Here is a 25,587-nt window from a genome sequence, read left to right as displayed (position 1 = left end):
ATCGAGCCTTGAGAGTCGATTCTCACACAGGAAAAGGTCCAGATTGGGCGAGTTTTATGTGGTAATAAAAAACAAAATTTAAACACATGAGAACAACCGGTTTGATGAAATAATACATTAATTAAAGAAAGATAAAATGAGAAAAAGTCTGATTTATTTATTCGCCGGATTGATGTTTCAGAGTGCTGTGGCCAATGAGCCGGAAAAAAAACGCACTGATTACATCAATCCAATTATTGGAGCAAGTACAAATAACGAAATAGGAGGCAGTACCCATGGTCTGGGTAAAACATTTCCGGGAGCTGCCACCCCCTTTGGAATGGTGCAGCTCAGTCCTGATACACGAACAGGTGACGATACGGGCCCCGGTTACTCGTGGCATCATACCACCATAGAGGGATTCAGTTTTATACACATGAGTGGAATAGGCTGGTTTGGAGACTTTGGTAACTTTTTGGTGATGCCGGCAACAGGGGAGTTGAAAACAGCCAAAGGTGCTGATGAAAAACCTGAAGAAGGCTATCGGTCAAGGTTCAGAAATGAAACAGAAATTGCAAAAGCAGGCTATTATTCAGTGATGCTTGACGACTATAATATTCGTACCGAGCTGACTGCTGCACCAAAGGCCGGTTTTATACGTTTTACCTATCCGGAGAATAAAAAATCACGCGTTCAGATTGATTTATCGCGTCGCATAGGAGGAACTTCAACCGAACAATATGTTGAGTTTGTTGATGACCACACCATTAAAGGCTGGATGAAATGCCCACCTGAAGGCGGTGGTTGGGGTAATGGTAAAGGAAAAGCCGATTATACAGTTTATTTCTATTGCCAGTTTTCAAAACCTTTGAATAATTCAGGGGTGTGGAGCGTTGATGTACCTGAAGGCATGGTGCGCTTGCGCGATGAAGTGGCAGGTGAGGAATTCCAAAAGTTGGTTGCTCAGGCAAAGGTAGAGCGCGATATAAAGAAGAAACAAGGAAAACACCTAGGTGTGTTTCTGGAGTTTAATACACAGGAAGGTGAGCAGGTATTGTTACGTAACGGTATTTCATTTGTGAGTATGGAAGGTGCTCAAAAGAACCTCGAAGCTTCAATTAACCACTGGGATTTTGATAAAACGCGTTTGGAGGCTGAAAAACTATGGGCCAAGACCTTAAATAAGATTATCGTTGAAGGAGGAACAGAGGAAGATCATATCGTATTTAATACGGCTCTTTATCACTCGTTTATCGACCCTCGCGAGGTCAACGATGTTGATGGTAAATATTTTGGTATCGATAAGAAAATACACCAGTTAGATGGTTTTAAATACCGTTCAATCTTTAGTGGCTGGGATGTGTTTCGAAGTCAGTTTCCATTGATGACATTGATTGATCCCTCAATGGTTAATGATGAAATTAACTCATTAATGCAAATGGCAGAGTACAGTGGGCGTGAATATTATCCGCGTTGGGAGATTATGAATTCATATTCCGGATGTATGTTGGGTAATCCTGCCGTATCAGTTTTAGTAGATGCTTATGCCAAAGGAATACGCAATTATGATATTGAGAAAGCTTATAAGTATGCAAAGAGGAGTGTTGATGTTTTTGGAAATAGTGAGAAAGGATACACCTCAAAATCAGCCACCAACCCAAAGATAAAATCCGTTTCTCATACCCTCGAATACGCTTATTTTGAGTGGTGTGTCTCAGAAATGGCTCGCATGTTAGGTAAAGAGGATGATGCACTTAAATATTTCGAATTAAGTAAGAGCTATCAAAACATTTGGAATGATGAAGTGAAGTGGTTTCGTGGACGTGATGTTGATGGTTCATGGTTCAGGTGGAAAGGAAAAACAAAACACGGGCAAGGTTGTAAAGAAAGTAACCCATATCAGCAGGGTTGGTTTGTACCACATGATGTACAAGGGCATATGGAGTTGATGGGTGCCGAATTATTTGAGAAAGAGTTAATCGCATTCTTTGAAAATGTACCTGAAGATTTTATGTGGAACGATTATTACAACCATGCTAACGAACCGGTTCACCATGTGCCGTTTTACTTTAACCTGATCAAAAAACCTTGGTTAACGCAAAAGTGGACACGCATTATTTGTGACAGGGCTTATGGAACTGATGTTCTTGGTTTGGTAGGCAATGAAGATGTAGGGCAAATGTCGGCATGGTACATTATGTCGGCCATTGGTTTCCATCCTGTCTGTCCTGGCGATACAAAATACCAGATTACCAGTCCGGTATTCAGCAAAGCGATTATTCCGTTGGATAAGCAATACTACGGAGGAGGGGTGTTCACGGTTGTTGCCAACAATAACTCACCCAAAAACATTTACATCCAGTCAGCCAGGCTAAATGGTAAACCAATGAACCGCAGTTGGATTGACCATAAAGAAATAGTGGCTGGTGGCGAATTATACCTGGAGATGGGCCCCGAGCCTAACAAAGAATGGGGAGTTGAATAACAATTTACTGAAATTAAGGGAGCAGCTTATTGCTCCCTCTGATCACAATATAAATCAACAAAGATGAAACGAACATGTAAATTTTAATCATAAAAATTACACACTGGGTAATGATTAAAATTACTTGAGAGTTCCATGTGACAACTGAAAGAAAATTTAAACACATGAAAGTACTATTATCAGCTCTTGCAGTTACATTATCTTTATTTGCATGCACTGCCAGTAAAAAGGAAACTCCTGAAAAACCAAACATCATCATTATTTTGGCTGACGATATGGGTTATGGCGATGTGCAGGCTCTGAATACCAAATCAGAGATTGCAACACCCAACCTCAATAAATTGGCCAGTGAATCGGTTGTTTTTACCGATGCTCACACTCCTTCTTCGGTTTGTACACCAACCCGTTATGGTTTACTTACCGGGCGTTATTGTTGGCGTACACGACTAAAAAAAGGTGTGTTGCGTGGATATGATAAACCGCTCATCAAGGAAGACAGACCTACCATTGCCTCTTACCTGAAGGAGGAGGGGTATGCGACCGGCATTATCGGTAAATGGCATCTGGGACTTGGATTTCAAAAAGACGAAGCAAAGAGCAAATCAAAAAAGCCGGTTTATGATATCACCAGGCCACTTTATGCTTCGCCCAATAACAACGGCTTTGATTACTCCTATGTATTACCGGCTTCACTTGATTTCGCGCCATATGTTTATGTGAAGAACAATAAGGTAACAGCAACAGAATACACACATGTGCCGCATACCAATTTTCCACAGTTGCGCAGGAAAGGTTTAACTGATAAGAAATTTGAATTTGAAGGTGTATTAGATCACTTCCTTTCCGAGGCAAAAAACTATATTCGCCGACAGGCTAAAAGTGAACAGCCTTTCTTTTTATACTTCCCGTTTACAGCCCCACATACGCCTTTACTGCCAACAGAAAATTTCAAAGGAAAATCAGGTAAAGGCGTCTATGGTGATTTCATCATGCAAGTTGATTGGACAGCCGGGGAAATCTTAAAGCTTTTGGATGAGTTGGAAATTGCTGATAACACACTGGTGATTTTCACGAGCGACAATGGTTCGCCTATGGCCCGTATTGACAATAAGCATGATGCTGACCACTGTCAATATGATTCTTTACAATACTACAATGCAGATAAACACCAGGCCAATCACCTTTATAGCGGAATCAAAGGAGATGTATTGGAAGGTGGTCATCGGGTACCGTTTTTTGTTCGTTGGTCCGGGCGATTTAAGCCATCTGTTGTTAATGATGCACCTATCTGTTTAACGGATGTAGTCAGTACTGTGGCAGAATTGATCGGAAGCGATTTACCGGCAGGTGCGGCAGAAGACAGTTATAGTTTTTATCCTGTTCTTACCGCTAAGCAGAAGAATGTCAATCGTCCGGCCATTGTTCATCATTCAGGCAAGGGTATGTTTGCGGTTCGTAAAGGTGACTGGAAGCTAATTTTAGGTAATGGATCGGGTGCCAGAACGGAGCCAATAGGCGAACCTTTTGCTGGTCCTTTTCAACTTTATAACCTGAAAGAAGATATTCAGGAACAAACAAATCTTATTGATAGTGAGCAAACTATTAAAACAGATATCGAAGTTGCATTTGAAAAAATAAAGACTGAGAAGTAGTAAACTGTTTGTTAGTATTTATTGAAAGAGGCAGTCCGAATTTTAAGTTTCAGGCAAAGGTCACTAAGAAATACCCAAAGACCGCGAAGTATAGCGCATGTTCATTGCATTCTTTGCAAATTTTGCACACTTTCTTTTTGCCTTCTTGGCGTGAAACTTTTTTACTTTGAACAGCCTCTTTTGTCATTACCCATGATAAAATAGTAGGGTTGAAAGCTGATAGGAGTGTTTTAGTTATTGGAACTATAATCTGTTAATGATAAATCACTTTTATGAGTTTTAAAAATCTACTTTCAAATCATCTTTATAGTATAATACTGGTAACAGCGGGCATAACCTCAGGTTCTTTATCTAAAGCTCAATTGGTTTCTGAAGAAATGCCTATCAAAGTGATTGAAGCCAGTGAATGGGATGAGATACAGCGCAATAACGGAACAGCTGGCTGGGTATCCGGCGATGGACAAATGAGTATTCCCTTAGATGGCTGCGATAAAATTGGTCATGCGCAAAACGTAATGACTTTCTGGATAAATAGTGATTCACGTTTTTGCACCGAACTTGATCCATATACCTTACGAATGGAAAATGGAAAAGCTTTTATTAATCATTCGGCTGCTGTAATGAACAAAGTAAACCCTGATGAGGCACCAACATTCGAAGATCTTGATTATTGGTTTGGGGGAAACAATGATAAAGTAAGCAAAGAAAACCTGTTTCCGGTAGGACTTAATCATGCCTGGACAATTGATGGCTGGGCTGATGGTAACTTCCTGCATCTCTTTCTTCTGGATAAAGATAAAGTCGATGGTACTTTGCATGACTATGCTGTTCACATGATCAAATTACCCATTGTAAAAGATAAGTACGGTGAAATTGTGGATGTTGATTACTCCTCATATACTTATGAAGAATCAATCCCCTGGCTGCTGCGTGATCCTGACAATCCGGGGTATTCAGAGCCCAAAACCGTGATGGCTTCCTGTTTGCACGATAATACGCCTGAAGGAGGTGCTGTTTTTAATAGCGATGAGTACATCTATAATTATGGCGTTCGAAAGTTAAAGGTGAGCAGAAATGTGGTTCTTAGCCGTGTAAAACGTTCTGAATTTACCCAATGGGATAAATATGAATACTGGAATAATGATACACAATCATGGGGTGATGATGAAAGTGTTTTATACGATGGTCGTGGAAATATTGTGAATGGTGTAGGAGGTATTTTCAGTATAACACCTATTACATCAGGTCTGTACGAAGGTAAATACATGTTGGTCACCATACGAAAACAGGATAACCCAACCATTGTCTACCGTATTGGGGAATCGTTGACGGGACCTTTTGGAGAAGAACATGTAGCATATGGTGCATTAAAAGAGATGGATGCCTATGGAAACAGTGATGTCAATTTTTACAATGGGAAAGCCCATCCGCATATATCAAATCCGGGTGAGTTGCTTATTAGCTATAGCGCCAACCGAAAAGAGGATAAGAGTTGGTTAACGACAGATAAAAACCGTATTCGTTTTATCAGCTTAGTATTGGGTGAACGCGCCGGTGAAGCACCCTTATTTATAGTTTCACTGGGAGCAGGGAATGCCAACTCCAGTGCTTCAGGATATATTAGTTCCGATTATAAACCATCCAATGCCTTTTCCAAAAGTTGTGAAGATGCAAAAAAATGGAGCGATGATACACCCGGTGATAAATGGTTAAAAGTTGATTTACAGAGACCTTTCTATGTAGAGCGCTGGCAGGTGGTCCACGAAGGTGGAATATATCCCAAAGGGGAGGGGGATGCAGGGAAGAATACCCGGGATTTTAAGCTACAGGTCAGCAATAATGAAACCGATTGGACAACAATTGATGAGGTGACAGGCAATGTGGCTGATTTCACAGAACGTGATATCCCTGAAACGGAAGGCCGCTATTGGCGTTTGTATATAACCAATCCATCGCAGGATGGAACAGATGTGGCAAACATCGTCAATATGAATTTAATCGGAAGGGTACAGCCAACAGAAATTAAGGTAGCCACACAAAACCTTGGTTTAAATAAGGCCGTTGTGGTAAGTTCCGGTCTGTTGAAAGAAAACATCACCGATGGGGCTTATAACACCAAATGGAGTGTCGATGCTGCTGATGGACAACAATGGTTTTACATTGATTTAGGTGAAGAGAAAGATATTTATCGTTGGCGATTAAGTACGGCAGGTGTTAACGGGGACAGGGCAGCCCGCAATATTTTCGATTTTGATGTACTGCTTAGCAACGATGCTCAAAGCTGGACTAAAATCAATGAGGTGCGATATAATATTCGCCAAACCATCAGGGGGAAAGTAGAATACAGAGCCCGTTATATCAAAGTGCGTGTAGTGACACCTACACTGAGTTCAGACCCTGAAGTCAGCATCAATGAGTTTGAAGTATTCGGAGGTACAGGGGCTACTATAAAGTCTCTGGATGAGGTTACCGCTCTGGATGATATTTCATGTCCTCAATTGGAAGTTCTTCAATTAACACCTAATCCTTTTGAAAATTCTTGCTCTCTAAAGTACACCTTGTTTAGTCAGCAACACCTTAATGTTTCTGTTTCCAATGCCATTGGGCAAACTGTAAAGGTGCTTGTGAATAAAGAGCAGGCGCCCGGTACATACGAACTAAATTTAGTTGGTCGTGAACTGGCGTCGGGAGTTTACTACTGTTCTTTAAAAACAGCTAATTTTCAACTAACAAAAAAAATAGTAAAGCGCTAATTGTTTGTTTTTGTAGAATACACTGTACCCGGAATCGCCTTCAATTATAATGAGGGCGATTCTTTTTTAAGGTAGTAACATAAGGTTAACAAGCGCAAAAAAAAGCAGTAGTAAAGGTAGGGCTGGCCTTGTTTTCTGGTGTTTAATAAACAAACACGCGTAAACAAGTTTGTATGAGGAAAATTTTAACGATTATAGCTGTATTAACTATTGCATGGAGCAGTATTAAGGCCCAAAAAGATAAACCTAACGTTATTATCATTTTTACCGATGATCAGGGATCTGTTGATCTGAATTGCTATGGTACAAATGACCTTAAAACACCCAACCTTGACAACCTGGCCGGGGGGGGAGTGAGGTTCAATCAATTTTATGCAGGCTCATCGGTTTGCTCTCCTTCAAGAGCGACCTTATTAACCGGTAAAACGAATTTAAAAGCCGGATTACCAGGTAATGTACCGATACCGGAATATCAGAAAGAAAAGGGAAAAACAGGATTGCCAGCAGAACAGGTAACCATCGCCGAAATGCTTAAGGCAAACGGTTATTACACGGCGTTAATTGGTAAATGGCACCTGGGGCATTCGCCCGAACAGTTGCCAAATGCCCAGGGTTTTGACTACTTCTTTGGTCATGAGCGAGGATGCATCGACAACTATTCACACTTTTTTTATTGGGCAGGTCCTAATAAACACGATTTGAACCGAAATCATGAAGAAGTGTATTACCCCGGGCAAAACTTTGGAGACCTTATGGTGAAGGAAATGAAGCAAATCATCAATGAGAAAGATGAAGAGCCGTTTTTTGTCTATTGGGCATTTAACGCACCACACTATCCTTACCAAGGCTCTGTTAAGTGGCTGGAGTATTATAAGGATTTACCAATGCCCCGACGCGAATACGCCGCTTTTCTTTCCACCATGGATGAACAAATCGGTCAGGTTTTGGATGAACTGGATAGCAAAGGACTTGCTGATAATACTATCGTTATTTTTCAATCGGACCAGGGACATTCAACTGAGGAGCGCGCCTTCTGGGGTGGTGGTAACGCCGGTCCATACCGGGGATGTAAATTCACCTTCTTTGAAGGCGGAATACGAGTGCCGGCCATCATACGTTATCCCGGAGTTATACCTGGCAATGAGCTTAGAGAACAGATGGCAAGTGGTATGGATTGGTTACCAACCATTGCTGAGTTAACAGGCTCTGAAATACTTGACAACACCATTGAAGGAAAGAGTCTTATGCCAATAATCAGAGATGCTGAGGCTAATACACCACATGATGAGTTGCATTGGCAGGTGGGTAGTTATGACGATCAGAAGAGTCAGTGGGCAGTGCGAAAAGGCGATTGGAAACTTTATGCCAATGCCAAAGATCCGGAAACGAAAAAGCGTTTTAAGAAAGAGAATGCATTGTTTCTTATCAACTTAAAAGACGATATAGCTGAGCAATATAATCTTGCCGGTCAATACCCTGAGAAGGTCCAGGAATTAAAAACGCTCCACGAGCAATGGCTTCATGAAATTATTGAAGAAGGTAAATACTAGATAACATGAAAGAAATGAAAAAAAATCTGCTACTGCTGTTTTTGCTTTTACCAGTGGCCTTAACCGGCTGTATTAATAAGAAAGAAACATCAACAAAGCTGGTTGAGCACATTGATCCATTTATAGGAAGTGTTGCCAAAAGCAAATATTACGGGCGTACATTTCCAGGAGCGGTTGTGCCTTTCGGAATGGTACAGTTAAGTCCCGATACTGAGACAGCCAAAGATAATACCACCGGTTATTCATTTAAACACAAAACCATTGAGGGATTCAGTTTTGTTCGTTTGAGCGGAGTAGGCTGGTTCGGTGAATTCGGTAATTTGCTTGTTATGCCGACCAATGGCGAATTGCAAACTTCGAGAGGCAATGTGGCTAAGCCGGAGAGTGGTTACCGTTCTCGTTTTTCACACGATACAGAACATGCCGAAGCCGGTTATTATTCAGTTCATTTGGATGACTACGATGTGAAAGCTGAAATGACAGCAACAGAACATGTGGGTTTATTGCGGTTTTCGTTCCCAAAGGATAGCTCCAATCGCATTCAGATTGATTTAGCCCGTCGTATTGGGGGTACCTCGGTAAAACAATACATTAAGGTAATAGATAATCAGCGTATTGAAGGCTGGATGCATTGTAACACTGATGGTGGAGGCTGGGGAGACGGTCGTATTCACAATGCTAAGTATACTGTTTATTTCTCAGCTGAATTTTCCAGGCCATTTCAGTCGTCGGGTGTGTGGACGGCCGATATTCCGAAGAATCAGAGCCGAAAGTGGGATGGTGTTAACAGCAAAAAATACCAGCGTCTGATAGCAGATAGTCGTATTATAAATGGAGTGACTGAGCTGGAAGGTGAGCACTTAGGATTCATTGCCAATTTCCCAGACCTGCATTGTGGCGAAGAGGTGATGTTTAAGGCAGGGATCTCTTTTGTTGATCTGGAAGGAGCTCGTAATAATTTAGATACAGAGCTAAAGCACTGGGATTTTGAAAAAGTAGTGGATGAGGCCCGCCATAAATGGGAAAAAGCTTTGAATGTCATACAAATTGAAGGTGCCACTGATGAGCAGAAACAAGTATTTTATACCGGCATGTATCATGCCATGCTTGATCCGCGCCGGTTCACAGATGTTGACGGAAGGTACTATGGCGGTGATCATCAAATTCATCAGACAAATAACTTTACCTGTCGCACCGTGTTTAGCGGATGGGATGCTTTTAGAAGCCACCTGCCTTTGCTGACCATTATCGATCCCGAATCGGTAAATGATGTTGTATGCAGCCTGGTAGAAAAGGCTGAGTTGGGTGGCATGGGACTACCAAAATGGGAAATCGCTTCCAGCTATTCCAATTGCATGCTGGGCGACCCGGCCATACCGGTCATATTGGATGCGTACCGAAAGGGAATTACTGATTTTGAAATAAATGCAGCCTATAAGTATAGCAAGCAAACGGTTATGGGACCAAATACATTACGTAACGGCTGGAAGGAATATAACCAATTAGCTTATGTACCATGTGATTCAAGCGATCGATGGAGAGGTTACTACAAAGGCCTATCAGCAACTTTGGAGAATTGTTACGCCGATTGGTGTGTGGGCCAGATGGCCAAAGACCTTGGTTTTGAAGATGACTATGCTATGTTCAACGAAAGAGCTCAGTATTATAAAAATGTTTATGATTCTGAAACAGGATACATGCGTGGGCGCTTAAGTGATGGTAGCTGGTTGCCATGGAACAGTAAACTTGATTTTGGAGGAACAGGCTGTATCGAGAGTAATCCATTCCAGCAAATGTGGTTCGTACCTCACGATGTTCGTGGATTGGAAAAACTTCTGGGTAAAGAGCGTTTTCTGTCTGAACTGGAAGAGTTATTTGAAAAGACGCCTCAGGACTTCAATTTCAACAAATTTTATAACCACGCTAATGAGCCGGTGCATCATGTGCCATATTTGTTTAACTATACCCATAAACCATGGTTAACCCAAAAGTGGGTGCGTATCATTATGTCTCAGGCTTATAGTACCGGACCATATGGAATAAAAGGCAACGAAGATGTTGGTCAAATGTCGGCCTGGTATATTCTGAGTGCAATGGGTTTTCATCCTGTTTGCCCCGGTAATAATCAATATGAATTAGGAAGTCCATTGTTTGCTAAAGTGGTTGTTAAGCTTGATTCCAGGTACTACCCGGGTCAAACCTTTACAATTATCGCCAATAATAATTCTCCTGAAAATGTATATGTGCAAAGCGTTTCCCTTAATGGTAAGCCCTTAAAGCGGACATTTATTACACACGAAGAGATTGTAAATGGGGGAGAATTAATTTTTGAAATGGGCGATCAGCCAAAACTTAACAACTAACAATTACACCAATGATGAACGTCAATAACTATGTTAGAAACATAGCTGTGCTGCTGGGTTTGATTCTTGTATGCTGGCAGGTTAAAGCCAGTGAGCCTGAAAAGCGCCCTAATATTTTGATTATTCAACCTGATCAACACCGTGGATCGGTATTGGGAATTGATGGCGATGTGGATGCCATTACACCTCACCTGGATGCGATGGCGAAAGATGGTATACGCTTTACCAATGCCATTAGCGGTGCTCCTGTGTGTTCTCCTTTTCGCGCTTCATTGATCTCGGGCATGCATATCCATAAGCATGGTGTTGTGGGGAATAACATCTTGCTTAATCCTGAATTGCGTACACTTGGTAATATTTTTGAAGACGCTGGTTACGCAACCGGTTACATTGGTAAGTGGCATCTCGACGGTGGTATCCCTGAAGAAAAAGTAGGTGGCTATATTGAAGCGGGAGAACGTCGGCAGGGCTGGCAGGAATTTATGGGTTATGAAAAGTCGCATGAGTTTATAGATGTATGGAGATACGATGACAATAAACAAAAGGTAAGGGTAGAGGGCTATGATTGGGAACCGACCTGGCACACTGATATGGCATTGGATTTTATCAAACGTAAAACCGCCGAAGGAAAGCCCTGGTGCTATTACCTGGCTTACGGACCTCCTCATTTACCCGAACAATGTCCCACTAACTTTCTGGGCATGTATGATCCATCGTCTTTTCATTTACCACCCGATATTGTGCAGAATCTGAGTGACAGCCAACAAAAGGAGCTGCGTGAGGATTTGCAAATGTATTATGCACAGGTTACTGCCATCGATTTTGAAGTTGGCAGAATAATGAAGCATTTAAAGGCCATGGGAGTGGATGAAAATACCATTGTTCTGTATACCAGTGACCATGGTGATGTGTTAGGCAGCCATAACCAGGATATTGCAGATAATTACAAGGCATTAGGTATTAAACGCAAGTCAACTCTGCGTACAAAAGGAAAACCATACCTGTCGGCTATGGACGTGCCCTTGTTGATTAGGTGGCCGAAACACATTGCCACCGGGCAAGTATGCGACGCACTGGTCAATACCATTGATATTACGGCAACTATTCTTGATTTGGTAAATCTGGAGAAAGCATCAGGAATGCAGGGGACCAGCATGGCCGATTGGTGTCTGAAAGGAGAAGGAACGAAAAAAGATGCCCTCTACATTGGCCTGTCAAAAGGTGCCAAAGCCTGGCGGGGGGTCTATGATGGGCGTTATATCTACTCTACGCTTGGCTGGCCTGTATTGTACGACCATGCAACCGACCCCTGTGAAATGAATAATTTGTATGATTCAGAAGAGCATGCAACAATTAAGGAACAACTACACCAACTCACAATAGAGAAGGCGGTTCTGTTTGAGGATCCTGCTGTTAGAGCATTAAAGAAACAAAAGTAAAAAGTATGTATAAGAAAGTTATCAAAGTCCTGGGAGTGATGGTTTTGTCATTGTTCTGTGTAAACGGAGCATTGGAAGCCATGGGCAGGGAGAAAGAAAAAAAGAAACCGAATATCTTATTTATTTTATCCGATGATCATACATCCCAGGCATGGGGTGTATACGGTGGTCTCTTAAAAGATTATGTGACGTCGCCTAACATCAGCCGACTGGCAGATGAAGGTATTGTATTGGATAATTGTTTTTGCACCAACTCAATATGTACGCCAAGCAGGGCTGCTATTTTAACCGGAAAGCACAGCCATAAAAACAAGGTGTATAATTTGTCACATAACCTGGATCGCCAACAGCAAAATGTGGCGAAGATTCTGCAAAAGGATGGCTACCAAACAGCTGTAATAGGCAAATGGCACTTGTATACCAAACCATCGGGTTTTGATTATTTCAATGTATTGCCGGGGCAGGGCCGTTACCATAATCCTCTTTTAAAATCTGAAGAGGGATGGGTTGATGGTCATGATGGTGGCATTGAGTATAAAGGGTTTTCGACCGATGTAATCACTGAACAGTCGATTAAATGGATGAAGAATCGTGACAAAGACCGGCCGTTTATGATGATGTGTCACTTTAAGGCAACGCACGAGCCCTTTGATTACCCTGAACGCTATAAGGATTTATACAAGGATATTGAGATACCTGAAGTAGAATCGTTGTTTGAATTTGATAATGCAGAGTCGGGCCGCACCATTAATGGTCAGACATTGGAGGAATTGGCTAAACGATATACTAAAAATAAACAGGCTTACTATCCGGATATGCCATTCAGTGTTGAAGGACTGGATAGTGTTCAGTTGAGAAAAAAAGTGTATCAGAAACTGGTGAAAGATTTCATGCGCTCAGGGGCCGCCATTGATGATAATATTGGTAAACTTTTAGAATTTCTCGATGAAGAAGGATTAGCCGAAAATACCATTGTTATCTATACTGCAGATCAGGGCTACTATTTAGGAGAACATGGCTTTTTCGATAAACGACTGATGTATGAGGAATCGCTGCGCATGCCATTTGTTATTCGTTACCCCGGGGAAATTCCAGCTAAAAAACGCAACGATGATTTAATTCAAAACATCGACTTCGCACCTACTTTATTGGATTATGCCGGCATCGATACCCCACCTGATATGCAGGGAATGAGTTTTAGAAATAACCTCACAGGCAACACATCGAAAGACTGGCGTAATGCAATCTATTATCGTTACTGGATGCATCAGACCAACAGACCGGCGCATTTTGGTATTCGCAACCACCGTTATAAGCTAATCTTCTTTTATGGATCGCCACTGGATTTTAAGAAGGTGAGCAAAAAAAGTACCACGCCAAGCTGGGAGTTTTATGACTTAATGAATGATCCCAGGGAGATGTACAATGCCTATAATAATCCTGAGTATGCCAAGATAATTGCAAGCATGAAGGATGAACTATTGAAGTTACGTAAGGACATAGGTGATACAGATGAGGAATGGCCACAGATGCAGGAAATTATTGACAAACACTGGAATAAATAAGAGGGATATGATAAGGTTAATAATTGCAGTTTTTACATATCTGTTGGGAACAATAAATGTAAATGCCAGTTCTAATGGTGATCCGGTTAAGGATAAGCAGAATGACAAACGGCCCAATGTCATTATCTTTTTTGCCGATGATCTGGGAAGCGGGGATGTGCAGTGCTACAACCCGGTTTCAAAGATAAAAACCCCCAATATTGATAAGCTGGCCAGTCAGGGCGTTCGTTTTACCGATGCTCACACGGTCGGGTCGCTTTGTGCACCATCACGCTTTGGTTTGATGACAGGGCGTAATCCGGCAATATGGACCAATTACACCGATATTGAATCAGAGGCATGGAATTGCCTGATGATGCCAGAGATGTTTCAACAACAAGGCTATGCTACAGCTTGCATTGGTAAGTGGCACTTTGGGGTCTTGTTCGAAGGTAAAGATGGCCGTTGGGGGGCTCCATCACCGGTTGGTAAACGATTTCCTGCTCCTGCAGATAACTGGAAGTTGACGGCTCCTACCAAATCAGGACCTGTAGACAGAGGCTTTGACTATTTTTTTGGTACACCCTTGCAACCCGGGGGTGGCTGGCATGCCAATATGGAAGGCAATACCTTGTTGGGTAATCCAAAGCTAAAACCAAATTTACCGGCTACAAAGGATTTTGATAATCAAAAGTGGATGAAGGTTATATTGGGTAAAACCAAAGAGAAGATTGATGAATTGTCGGCAGGAGACAAGCCTTTTTTCTTATACTTTCCTATTAACTCACCCCATAAACCAATTATCCCGGATGAAGAGTTTATAGGTAAATCAGGTATTGGTAAGTATGGCGATTATTGTCAACAGGTAGATTGGTGCGTGGGCGAAGTGATGGAAGCTATTGACAAGGCAGGCATTGCCCATAATACCATATTGATCTTTACCAGTGACAATGGTTCTTTCTACTATCCGGGATCGGTCAACGGTAACGAAGATGATGAGCAGGAATTAAGGGGCAATAAGCACCGTGCTAATAGTATTTACAAAAAAGGGAAAGGACAACCCGAAGAGGGGGGGCATCGGGTACCATATATTGTACGCTGGCCCGGTCAGATTGAAGCGGGAACAGTTAACAATACCACCATTTCCCTGGGTGATCATTTTGCCACTTTTGCTGAACTTACAGGCTATGAATTAAAGCCTGAAGATGCGATTGATAGCTGGAATATTCTGCCAATAATAAAGGGAGAGCAGCCGACTGAAAATTACTCACAAAGGGTGTTTTTTCATTTCAATAATAATCCACGTGTCGATGCTGTTCGCATGGGCCAATGGAAAATGATACCAGCGTGTTATTACAAAGAAAAGAAACCCAATAAGGGGCGAAAAGGAAAATTAAGTCCCGAAGAGAAAAAGAAGATGAGAACATTTGTGCCTGGACAATTATATGACTTAAGCCAGGATCCGGGTGAACTAAACAACCTATGGGAGCAACACCCTGAAATTGTTGAACGCTTAAGCATAGAATTAAAGAAATACAAGAAACGAAAGCACAATGCCTCACACATTGAATAAATTCTGATTCCCAGGGCAGGTTGTTTCGAAGGTTCGGAGCAGCTTGCCATTTTAAATCATAGAACAATGAAAAACCTTAAAACAACAATACTACTATCACTTACGCTGCTCATAACAGCATGTGCTTCAGAAAAGGTGCAGGCTCACCCATCAGAAAAGCAAGCGTATAAAAGGGAAAACTGGTCGTCAGAGCATTGTCCTGATGGTATTTATGTGCGTATGATTACTTTGGCTGCACCATTTCAAACCAAAGCCAAAACAGCTAACTGGATGCTACCCGATTATACCGCTCAGGACATACTTGCCCGCATTGCGGAATTAAAGCCGGATTGCCTGGAGCGTTTTATTACCGGTAAACAGAATCCTGATCAATTGGTGCCTGTTGCCAAAGGCGAAGAGCCAATGACGGTTCTGGAGTTCCTGAATAAAGCCATAGCTGCCGGCAGTCCTGAATGCATCATCATACCAAAATTAAACCTAAAATGGGGTGAAGAATACTTTTGGGAGGCAGCACAGAATCTATACAACCTGCCACTTGACAAGCCAATAAGGAATATCAATCTAGATTGCTGGCCTGACTACTGGAAAGAACATACAACTGAAGAGACCGAGGCTATGTTAAAGCGCCTGAAAGATATCGGTTATGAAGTGATTGGCATTAATATGACGGGAGGATACCATCCCGGATATGGCTATGTTGATTACATGGATTTCAATATCAATAAGGAAGACTGGACAGTGAATACGAAAACCCTAAACCGCCTGAAAAAGGACAAGGAACTAAAACGATTCTATATGTACATCGATTATCCGGGTGCCATGGACCAGTTTAGAAAAGAGAATTCAGTAGATGAGCAAGCCCATATTTATATCCATAACATTCATCCATTTCAGGAAGAAATGGGCTTTACGTTTGTATACGCCATTTTTCAGGATGATTGGGATGCGACACAGGAATTTACCTCAGCGAATGGTCCTTATGGTGGCAAATCGATGTTTGACATTACCCGCCAATTAATTGAGGAGTCGCGAAAACAGGAATAAGAATGATAATGTATCACCTCCCAAATTTATTTATTAGCATTTAAAATTTAATTTGAACCACATGAAGAGGTATTTAATGAAAGTTTTACCAGTAATTATTTTAGCCATTATTTGTAATACTGGTTTTGCACAGGAAATAAGTGAAAAGCGATTAGCCCAAATGAAAAAGACGGTTGAGAGGATGGGTGAAGTAATGGAATTGGATAAGCAGGAGAAAGTAGAAATTCTGGAACTAAAGAAATTATCAGAGGTCAAGTATCAGGAAATAAACAATACACACAAGAAAGGAACAGAGGCATATAAAAATGCTCGAAAAAGTATAAATCGGAAATATCAGCTGGCCTTAAAGAAAATATGTAGCAAAGAGCAAATGGAAGCCTGGCGTCAATATCAGAATGAGAAGAAAAGTAAGAAAGTTGCATCAATCAATTAGGCTTTTTTCGTTGTATTTACTCCCCATATTCTAATCGATATGGGGATTTTATAGTCTATGCATTGACATACGTGTTTCGCGTATTTTTATCACTTAAGTGCTCCCCTCATAAGCCGAAGCTGAATACCCAGCATCTTTGTAATGTAAGTTTTAGTTATCCACTTAAAAATTTAGAAAGATGAAAAAGTTAAGATTTTTATTCGCAGCCATGGCCATAGTAGCCAGTATGAGTTTGGTATCGTGTAGTAACGATGATGATCCGCAACCTGAACAACCGGTTCAGCCCTTGCCTCCTGAAAATATTGAGCAACCATTACCAGACAATCCGGAAGTAACACCATATTGAGCGCTAATCATTCTGATATTTGGATAATATCTGGATTTACATTTCCCTTCATCTGCTGATGAGGGGATTTGTGCGATGGAATAAATTAGACGCAACGAAATAGACTAAATTAGTTGAATACAATGTGTTTTTGCGATAGCTGTTTGTGTTTTATCTGTAACAGTTAATAGTCCTCAAACAGACTGCGATAATCGTTATAGTGAATATCACTGTTAAATTCAGATGAAAAAGACCATCAACTGACATCTGAAATCATTCTTCGCTTCGGTATTTACCCGACTCACAATTGAACCACCTTCGGAATCGCTTCGGTAACTCTTCGGAATCGCTTCGGTAATCCTTCGGTAATTGTTCGGCCACGCGCGTAGTCGACCATTTACCGAACAATTACCGAAGAAGACCCGAAAAAGGCCCGTTTAAGGGTCAAACAGCATCAAAAAAGGGTGATTTTACATCATTTTTTAGTGTTTTCGATCAAAAAAGGCTTTTTCTCTAACGTGTAATGAGTTATGGCTTTTAACATAACTAGGGTTGGAGATGGCTTAAAGTACAGAATATGAGTTGAATGGTGTTTTTCTCAAATTACAATGCATGCATTGTAATTGACCACAGCTATTTATTCATGTATGTTTGTTGAACATTCAAAGTACAAACCACACTAAAGCAACAATTATGATTGTCAGGAAAAGGAGTGAAATACAGATCAGCAAGTATATTTTTTTTAGCGGGCTTACCTGGCCAGGCTTTAAGGCGCTCGACCAGACAAGCGAATCGGTCAGATACTACCTGAATTGTAGGTTTATCAAACAGACAATTGATCTTGTGCAATGACTTGGATGTGTGAAAAATAATAGCTTTTTTTATGATGATTAAGGAAGTCATGTCACACTTATCTTTAAGTATTTAAACTGAGCATTGTGCTTCCTGTTTAAGTAAGGTCACATATTTACAAAAATGATAGATAAATTAATTAGTATTCCTGGTCCTGTCTTTTTAGGTATTTATACGCTTTTTGCATTAGTTGTGATTGTTTTGTCAAAGAAATATCTTTCAAAAGATTCCTCCCTGAATTACCCGCTTCCTGAGCCAACTAAATTGGAACCATTGGATATTGCAATTCTTAAAAATGGTTTTAAAGGAGCCATTATAACATCAATATTTAATTTATGGAGATTTGAAGCGCTTGATATTAAAAGTAGCAATAAATCAGTTGTTCTTATTAAGAAACACACTTATACTTCCAGGTTTAATACGTTGGAGAAAGCTATTTATAAATCTCTTGAGCAAACAACATATTATCGTCAGTTATTTAAGAGGGACACGGTTAAAACCATTAATAAAATGCTTAAGCCCAACATAAAAAGGTTACAAAACCTTCATTTGGCACCTGATTCATATGTTTCCAATCAGCTATGGAAAGGTTTTATTTTCGGGACTCTTCTTTTGTTAGGGTTTGGGGGACTTAAATTGTATTACGGTATTGTACGGGATAAACCGTTTGGACTATTGGTCGTGTTAATGATATTATCAGTCATAGTCCTTTTTATAATTATTAATCCCCACAACACTAAATCAACCGCATTAGGCAAGAAACTGCTTTATAAATCTGAGCTTCGGTTTGCGTGGTTAAAATCTAAAAACAGTGGTATGGAATTACTTAAGGATGATAATCTCTTATATGGCATTGCAGTTTTTGGCATAAGCGCATTTATTGGTTCAGGATTAGGAAATATGTTTGAAAATTCAGTTTTATTAGAACGGCGAACAGGGCCATTTATACCGGGAATAGGATTAGGATGTGCAGGATGTGGCGGTGCGGGATGTGGTGGAGGAGGCTGTAGTGGCGGATGCGGTGGAGGTTGTGGCGGTGGTTGTGGTGGCTGTGGAGGTGGTTAATTGATATGAAAAGAGCATTACCAAATAGAATAGTATTCCAATGGCATATTACGGAACAATGCAATTTCAGGTGCAGGCATTGTTATCAGGATAGCTATGCTTATCAAGGTTTGCCCTCGGAACAGTTAGCGTCAGTTCTAGAATCTTTAACGGAATTTGTGATGGCATGTAAAGCCGTCCATCATCGGGTTAGTGCCCACATAAATATAACGGGAGGAGAACCGTTTCTCAGATCTGACCTACTTCAACTGATTGAAAAGATCAATGAAACTAAACTGTTCTCTTTTGCTATCCTCTCAAATGGATTATTACCCGATTTAGATATTCTTGCCAGACTGAAGTCTTTAAATCCTGGATTTGTCCAGGTTAGTCTTGAAGGCAAGCGATCAACAAATGATAAAATAAGAGGAAAAGGTAGTTACGATTTAGTCTTACGATCACTAAAAGAATATAATAAGTTCGGCATCCCAACTATGATCTCTTTTACGGCAAACGCTGATAACTACAATGAATTTCCGCACGTTGTTAAAGTAGCACGGAAGTATAAAGCGTTTAAGGTATGGACTGACAGATACCTTCCTCTGAATAAGGATGATAAGCTGTTAATGAGCACTGAACAGTTTGAGACACTCGGTGACCTCATTAATAAAGAAAAGAATCGTAAAAGCTTATTTCGAAAGCGCACGACAGAGGTGTCGTCAAACCGAGCCTTACAGTTTTTATTTTCAGGTGGACAACCCTATAAATGCTCAGCCGGTAATACGCTCCTGGCAATTTTACCAAATGGTGATGTATTGCCATGCCGCAGGTTACCTATTAAAGTCGGTAATGTGCTTACAGAAAAGCTAACGAACATATATACCGAATCAAATCTATTACAGAAAGTTATTTCACCTGAGAAAAAGGACGATGAATGTTTACAGTGTTATTATAAGGAAAGCTGTTCTGGTGGATTGAAATGTCTTTCATTTGCAACTAAAAAGGATCTTAGTATAAAAGATATAAACTGTATGATATAAATTAGTTAAACTTTTGAGCCTTTTAAAAATTTGAATGAACCTAAGCGAAGGAAATATAATTAAGAACTTCTGTAAATCGTGTAAGAATAGAAGTTTAAGTAAAGACATGAAACTTCTGTGTGGCTTGACGGGTACACGTCCTCAAATTTACAGGAATTGTGATAAACACACCTATGATCCGGGACTGGAAGTTGTTTTAAAGAAGCACTTACTGGAGAAGCGATATAAACGTAATACCTTAACTGATTTGATTGATCCTGAATACGATGAATCAATAAAGCACATTCATCCCAATTCGAGCAGAACAATAAGGTACAGTCCCTTTTCAAGGTATTTCAGCATTGGACTTTTTAGTGTTTTAATTGCTTTCGCAATCGGTTTAATTGTCATTCGTGCAAACTTTGATATCGTGACTTTATTCTATATAGCTTCTATATTTGGATTTATTATCCAGATACGAAAGTCCTTAGTTTATAATAATGAAATTGTTATAGATGTGGATGGAATTCAATTTGACGGTCATCAATTACTATGGCGGTTTATTGCAGGTTTGTATTTATACAGCGAAAATAATGATAACGATTATAACAGTCAGGAGATCATGATTATCCTGCATAAATCAGGAAAAGAATTTCAGGTAGATACAACCATGTTATCATCTACAGATTGGAAACTGAAAAGAGTCATCAATTCCTTTAGACACTTTGGATACTATAAGAAAAAGTCAGTTTATAGCAAACCGAGTTTAGTCTAGGAGGATCAGCTTATTTATTCCCTTTATTAGTCTTGTAGATAATGACAATGATCTTATTGATGTCGTAACATAATTTATAGGATATTATTAATTTTAATGGACTTTTTAGATAACTTCAAAAATTAAAACCAACAAGAACTTAAAAATCAATTTTACTAACTCATAAACAAAGCACAATAACTAAACTAATATGAGAAACTTTACCTTACTGTCCCATCAGTGGAAAGCAGCCACCCGATCTGCGGCAGTGTCCAAAAGTATAGGGATAAAGATCTTTATGGGATTTATCTTTTTTATACTATTCCTTGAGCTGCTTGGTGCCGGATTTTACCTGGGCTCCAATATGGCTAAACACTCTGAACAGCCAATTGCCGACCTTTTGCGCTATGGATTTTATTTCTTTTTGGCTATTCTTTTGACGCGCTACATGTTGCAGAAGCTGCCAACTTTAATGGTTAAACCCTATCTTGTTTTGCCAATTAAGAAACGGAAGCTGGTTAACTTCATGCTTACCAAACCCTTGTTCAACAGCCTTAACATCCTGCCCATTAGCTTTGTTTTAGCTTTGATGTTGGGTCTGCATCAACACATGGATGCTTCTACGTTTGGGGTAATAGTTGGCAGTGTTATCATTGGCGACCTGTTCGTTAATTACCTGTCCATTTATGTCAAAAGGGTACAGATCAAGCATGAATATGTTTTTTATGTCTTTTTAGCATTAATAGCCGGCATCTTCTCACTGGATTATTTTGCAATTATTGATGTGCAGGCAGCTTCTTCATTTGTTTTTATGCAGGTGATCACTCAGCCATTGTGGTTATTGGCCGGTATCTTTCTTTTTGCAATAGCTTATTACCTTAATTTCCAATTATTATACAGGCATTTCTCCTTAGAAGACTTCGGAAAGGCTGACACCAACCAAAAAAGCAGTCTGGAGAATCTTAGCTACCTGAATCGCTTTGGAAAAATAGGAACATTCGCCTTGCTCGAACTTAAAATGTGTGTAAGAAACAAGCGAACCAGAACCATGCTGTTTATGACGCCACTGTTTCTGTTGTATGGCATGTTCTTTTATACCAATCCTGTTTACTTTGAAATGAAGGGCTTCCTGATCTTTGTAGGTTTATTTATTTCAGGTGGTTTTATGATGAGTTTTGGCTTATACTTTTTTGCCTGGGAATCGGGACATTTTGACCTGATGCTGACAGCCAATACAACTTACAAGGATTATATAAAAGCTAAATACTTTCTGATGCTTTCTACCAGCACCATTATCTACCTTTTATCGACCTTCTACGTTGCTTTTGGTTTGGAGATACTATATATCAATAGCATGTGCTTTTTGTTTAACATTGGCGTTAACAGCTTATTGCTTTTATACTTCGCAACAAACAATAACAAGTATATGGACCTGTCAAAAGGTTCGGCATTCAATTACCAGGGGGTAGGAGGAAGGCATTTCGTATTAATGATCCCCTTATTGGTAACGCCCATATTCATCTATCTGCCTTTTGGTATGATGGATCAGGGTAATGTAGGTTTTGCCTTGATTGGTATCCTGGGGATCTTAGGTTTATTGTTCCGTGAAAAGATGATGGATATAATTACCCGGCGTTTTATTAGAAAGCGATACCAAATGTCGGAAGGTTTTAGAAATAAGTAATGATTAAAGAAAATAATACGATGATATATATAGATAATTTAGGCAAGGCATATAACGCAGTTAAAGTGTTAGATATTGATAAATTGGAGATTCCGCAAGGCCAATCTTTCGGATTAGTGGGTAATAACGGTGCTGGAAAAACCACCTTATTCCGATTGGTTTTGGATCTTATTAAAGCAGACAGAGGCAGGGTATTGAGCAAGGATATTGCTGTAAACACTGACAGCCAGTGGAAAAATTACACGGGTTCATTTCTGGACGAAGGCTTTTTGATTGACTTTTTAAAACCGGAAGAGTATTTCAGTTTTATTGCTGATATCAACGGTGTTACAAAAGAAGAATTAGATGTGTTTTACAGTGATTTTGCTGATTTCTTTGGTGATGAAATTCTGAACAGGAATAAATACATCCGTGATTTCTCCAAAGGAAATCAGAAGAAGATCGGCATTTTTGGCGCTATCATCAGTCAGCCTGAGGTATTGATCTTAGATGAGCCCTTTGCCAACCTTGATCCGTCTTCTCAAATACGTCTTAAGACGTTGCTCAAAGAGCTGCATCAGAAAAATAACTTAACCATGCTGATTTCCAGTCACGACTTGAATCATATTGCCGAAGTTAGCCAGCGCATTGTGATATTGGAAAAAGGACTGGTGGTTAAGGACCTGTTAACCTCCGATAATACCATTGAAGAATTGGAGGGATATTTTAATCCTGAGACGACCGTTGAGGTGGAGCCATAATCCGTGTAATCCGTGGTCAAAAGAAAAAGAAAACCGTGGTTTCAAAGGAAGTAGAGTATTGTACAATACCAATGATTAAAATAAAAAGTAAGAATGAACCACGAATTACACGAATTGTGCAATCGCTACGCGATTACTATGGCGCAGCCATACCCCGATACATCCGATTACTCCGATAGCCTTCGGGGCGTTTAATCCGTGGTTATTTCAAAAAAATCTTGGTTTTGCTGAAATCATAAAGAAAACTCAATTCTTTATGATTCCGAGGTTAAAAAGTTAAGAATTCCGCAGGAATACAATCCATTAAAATGCTTTTTTATGCCTTAAAAAGAAAGGTTTCAAAAGTGTTTTTATATATTTGAGAAGCGTTACAAAACGTAAGAGAGAGTAAACCTATAAACTTTAAATTATTTACGATGATTAAAAAAACAATGGCAGCACTTAGCATGGGGCTGTTAATGCAATTGGGAGTATCTTGTCATCAGCCAATTCCGGCCGATCTTAGCCAAGTCAGTTTGATTCCGGCGCCCGTTAAATTAAAGGCCAATGGTTCTTCCTATTTAGTAAGTGAAAAAACAACGATTTATATCCAGGATAATGCCGGCACAGATAAACTAGCTTCTTTATTATCACAGCAGATTGAATCAGTAACGGGCTTAACGCTTAAGGTTGAGAAAAGCGACAAAGCACCTGCAAAGGGAATTTACCTGGCAATTGATTCAGAAACAAAGCTGGCAAATGATGAGGCTTATGACTTGAATATCGGCGAGCATACGATAGTGCTGAAGGCCAATGGACCTGCCGGACTGTTCAGAGGTATACAAACCATTGACCAGGCTATTGTAAAACATAATGGAGAAAAGGCTGGCTGGATTATACCAACGGGCAGTATTGTGGATTATCCGCAATATGAATATCGTGGTGTCATGTTAGATGTATCGCGTCATTTCTTTGGAGTTGATGATGTTAAGCGTGTGATTGATCTGGCAGCTGCTTATAAGATCAATGTGCTGCACTTACACTTAACCGATGACCAGGGCTGGCGAATTGAAATAAAGTCGTGGCCTAAGTTAACATCGGTTGGTGGTCAGACTCAAGTTGGTGGAGGTGAAGGCGGTTTCTACACCCAGGAGCAGTTTAAAGAAATTGTAGCCTATGCCGGAGAACGATTTGTAACTGTTGTACCTGAAATTGATATGCCCGGGCATACAAATGCTGCAGTTGTGGCCTATCCTGAATTGAATGGCACAAAAAAGAAAGCTGAACTGTACACTGGAACGAAGGTTGGATTCAGTACTTTGGCCACCCGTAAAGAAGTGACCTATCAATTTGTCGATGATGTTATCCGTGAGTTATCTGCAATCACTGAGGGACCTTATATTCACATAGGAGGTGATGAGTCACACGTAACTAAGGAAGATGATTACGTCTACTTTATAAATCGTACAAAAGAGATTGTAGCGAAGTACAATAAAATCATGATCGGGTGGGATGAGATCGCACATGCTGCTATTGATGCTTCTGATGTGGTACAATATTGGGCCAAGGATAAGAACGCAGTGATGGGTGTTGAAAAAGGAGCCAAGGTGTTGTTGTCACCATCAAAACGCATGTACCTTGATATGAAATATGATTCTACAACGCACATAGGTTTGGACTGGGCGGCACTGATAGAAGTGGATCAGGCCTACAACTGGCATCCGGAGACTTTAGTTGAAGGAATAGATAAGGAAAATATCCTTGGTCTGGAGTCTCCCCTATGGACAGAAACCGTTGAAACGATGGATGATATTGAATACCTCGTTTTCCCACGCCTGATCGGGCATGCAGAGTTGGGCTGGTCAAAGCCTGAGCATCGCGATTGGAATAGCTATAAGCAACGATTGGCTGACCATGGACAACGCCTGAAAGCTAAGGGTGTTGATTTTTATAAGTCCAGTTTAATACCCTGGAATGTAGAGTAACTAACAGGATAGTATAAGTATATATTAAAAGGTTCGCAGTTTATATTGCGAACCTTTTTTTGTTTGCTCTGATTCAAAGGATGATGATATACAATGAAGGATAGTCCTCGATGAGTTAGAGAGAAATGCTGGCTGGAAGTCGGCTTCGGCTATTAACGTTTTTTAATTCTATTTGACAATTCCCAAAAAACTATCTGCGTTTACACACGTTAGATAGATTAAGGGAACTCCTGTAAAATCTGGTATTGAGGCTATATACTATGCGTAATTACATATCATGCATACTTGATGTATTGGTGGGTTAGTGCGATGAAAAATAGCTGCGACTCGGGGTTTGTTTTCGGCTTGTAAGGAGTATATAAAGGGAAAAAAATAAAGGAAAGATTTTAT

General features: G+C 40.3%; 17 protein-coding genes. All 17 read left to right on the top strand.

The genetic code is table 11. The features are described from left to right. The first annotated feature begins 136 nt into the window (after nucleotides 1–136). Nucleotides 137–2,464: a GH92 family glycosyl hydrolase gene (locus ACRD69_RS10825; RefSeq protein ID WP_430815100.1), complete on the top strand. Its 2,328-nt coding sequence runs from the start codon at nucleotides 137–139 to the stop codon at nucleotides 2,462–2,464. Nucleotides 2,465–2,628: 164 nt separating this feature from the next. Next, nucleotides 2,629–4,116, top strand: coding sequence for a sulfatase family protein (locus tag ACRD69_RS10820; protein WP_430815099.1), 1,488 nt, complete (start codon nucleotides 2,629–2,631; stop codon nucleotides 4,114–4,116). A gap of 272 nt (nucleotides 4,117–4,388) precedes the next feature. Continuing rightward, nucleotides 4,389–6,869 (top strand): DUF5005 domain-containing protein, encoded by a 2,481-nt coding sequence (locus ACRD69_RS10815; protein ID WP_430815098.1) that lies wholly within the window; start codon nucleotides 4,389–4,391, stop codon nucleotides 6,867–6,869. Nucleotides 6,870–7,042: 173 nt separating this feature from the next. Then, the gene (locus ACRD69_RS10810) at nucleotides 7,043–8,419 is read left to right on the top strand and encodes a sulfatase family protein (RefSeq protein ID WP_430815097.1); all 1,377 of its coding nucleotides are present in this window, start codon (nucleotides 7,043–7,045) and stop codon (nucleotides 8,417–8,419) included. 5 nt (nucleotides 8,420–8,424) lie between these two features. Next, nucleotides 8,425–10,782, top strand: coding sequence for a GH92 family glycosyl hydrolase (locus tag ACRD69_RS10805; RefSeq protein WP_430815096.1), 2,358 nt, complete (start codon nucleotides 8,425–8,427; stop codon nucleotides 10,780–10,782). Between the two features lie 11 nt (nucleotides 10,783–10,793). After that, a complete protein-coding gene (locus ACRD69_RS10800) occupies nucleotides 10,794–12,221 on the top strand; it encodes a sulfatase family protein (RefSeq protein WP_430815095.1) in 1,428 nt (475 codons plus the stop codon). 5 nt (nucleotides 12,222–12,226) lie between these two features. Next, entirely contained in the window at nucleotides 12,227–13,786 is a 1,560-nt protein-coding gene (locus tag ACRD69_RS10795) for a sulfatase family protein (RefSeq protein ID WP_430815094.1), read from the top strand. A 7-nt stretch (nucleotides 13,787–13,793) separates the two neighbouring features. Continuing rightward, the gene (locus tag ACRD69_RS10790; protein WP_430815093.1) at nucleotides 13,794–15,338 is read left to right on the top strand and encodes a sulfatase family protein; all 1,545 of its coding nucleotides are present in this window, start codon (nucleotides 13,794–13,796) and stop codon (nucleotides 15,336–15,338) included. A gap of 66 nt (nucleotides 15,339–15,404) precedes the next feature. Further along, nucleotides 15,405–16,382, top strand: a complete 978-nt coding sequence (locus ACRD69_RS10785) for a hypothetical protein (RefSeq protein WP_430815092.1) — start codon at nucleotides 15,405–15,407, stop codon at nucleotides 16,380–16,382. A gap of 61 nt (nucleotides 16,383–16,443) precedes the next feature. Next, nucleotides 16,444–16,815 (top strand): hypothetical protein, encoded by a 372-nt coding sequence (locus ACRD69_RS10780; protein ID WP_430815091.1) that lies wholly within the window; start codon nucleotides 16,444–16,446, stop codon nucleotides 16,813–16,815. A gap of 178 nt (nucleotides 16,816–16,993) precedes the next feature. Then, nucleotides 16,994–17,161, top strand: a complete 168-nt coding sequence (locus ACRD69_RS10775) for a hypothetical protein (protein WP_430815090.1) — start codon at nucleotides 16,994–16,996, stop codon at nucleotides 17,159–17,161. Between the two features lie 954 nt (nucleotides 17,162–18,115). After that, nucleotides 18,116–19,057, top strand: a complete 942-nt coding sequence (locus tag ACRD69_RS10770; protein ID WP_430815089.1) for a TIGR04222 domain-containing membrane protein — start codon at nucleotides 18,116–18,118, stop codon at nucleotides 19,055–19,057. After that, the gene (locus ACRD69_RS10765) at nucleotides 19,009–20,076 is read left to right on the top strand and encodes a radical SAM protein (protein WP_430815088.1); all 1,068 of its coding nucleotides are present in this window, start codon (nucleotides 19,009–19,011) and stop codon (nucleotides 20,074–20,076) included. Before ACRD69_RS10770 ends, ACRD69_RS10765 begins: the two co-directional genes overlap by 49 nt. 106 nt (nucleotides 20,077–20,182) lie before the next feature. After that, nucleotides 20,183–20,830: a hypothetical protein gene (locus ACRD69_RS10760; protein ID WP_430815087.1), complete on the top strand. Its 648-nt coding sequence runs from the start codon at nucleotides 20,183–20,185 to the stop codon at nucleotides 20,828–20,830. Nucleotides 20,831–21,020: 190 nt separating this feature from the next. Next, nucleotides 21,021–22,493, top strand: a complete 1,473-nt coding sequence (locus ACRD69_RS10755) for a DUF5687 family protein (RefSeq protein WP_430815086.1) — start codon at nucleotides 21,021–21,023, stop codon at nucleotides 22,491–22,493. After that, complete coding sequence (locus tag ACRD69_RS10750; RefSeq protein ID WP_430815085.1) at nucleotides 22,493–23,233, top strand: ABC transporter ATP-binding protein; 741 nt, start codon at nucleotides 22,493–22,495, stop codon at nucleotides 23,231–23,233. Before ACRD69_RS10755 ends, ACRD69_RS10750 begins: the two co-directional genes overlap by 1 nt. Before the next feature lie 416 nt (nucleotides 23,234–23,649). Then, the gene (locus ACRD69_RS10745) at nucleotides 23,650–25,197 is read left to right on the top strand and encodes a beta-N-acetylhexosaminidase (RefSeq protein ID WP_430815084.1); all 1,548 of its coding nucleotides are present in this window, start codon (nucleotides 23,650–23,652) and stop codon (nucleotides 25,195–25,197) included. The last annotated feature ends 390 nt before the right edge of the window (nucleotides 25,198–25,587 follow it).

The sequence above is a fragment of the Carboxylicivirga agarovorans genome (genome assembly GCF_050589845.1).
GTDB lineage: Bacteria > Bacteroidota > Bacteroidia > Bacteroidales > Marinilabiliaceae > Carboxylicivirga > Carboxylicivirga agarovorans.
This window is presented reverse-complemented; position numbering and strand designations above follow the sequence as displayed.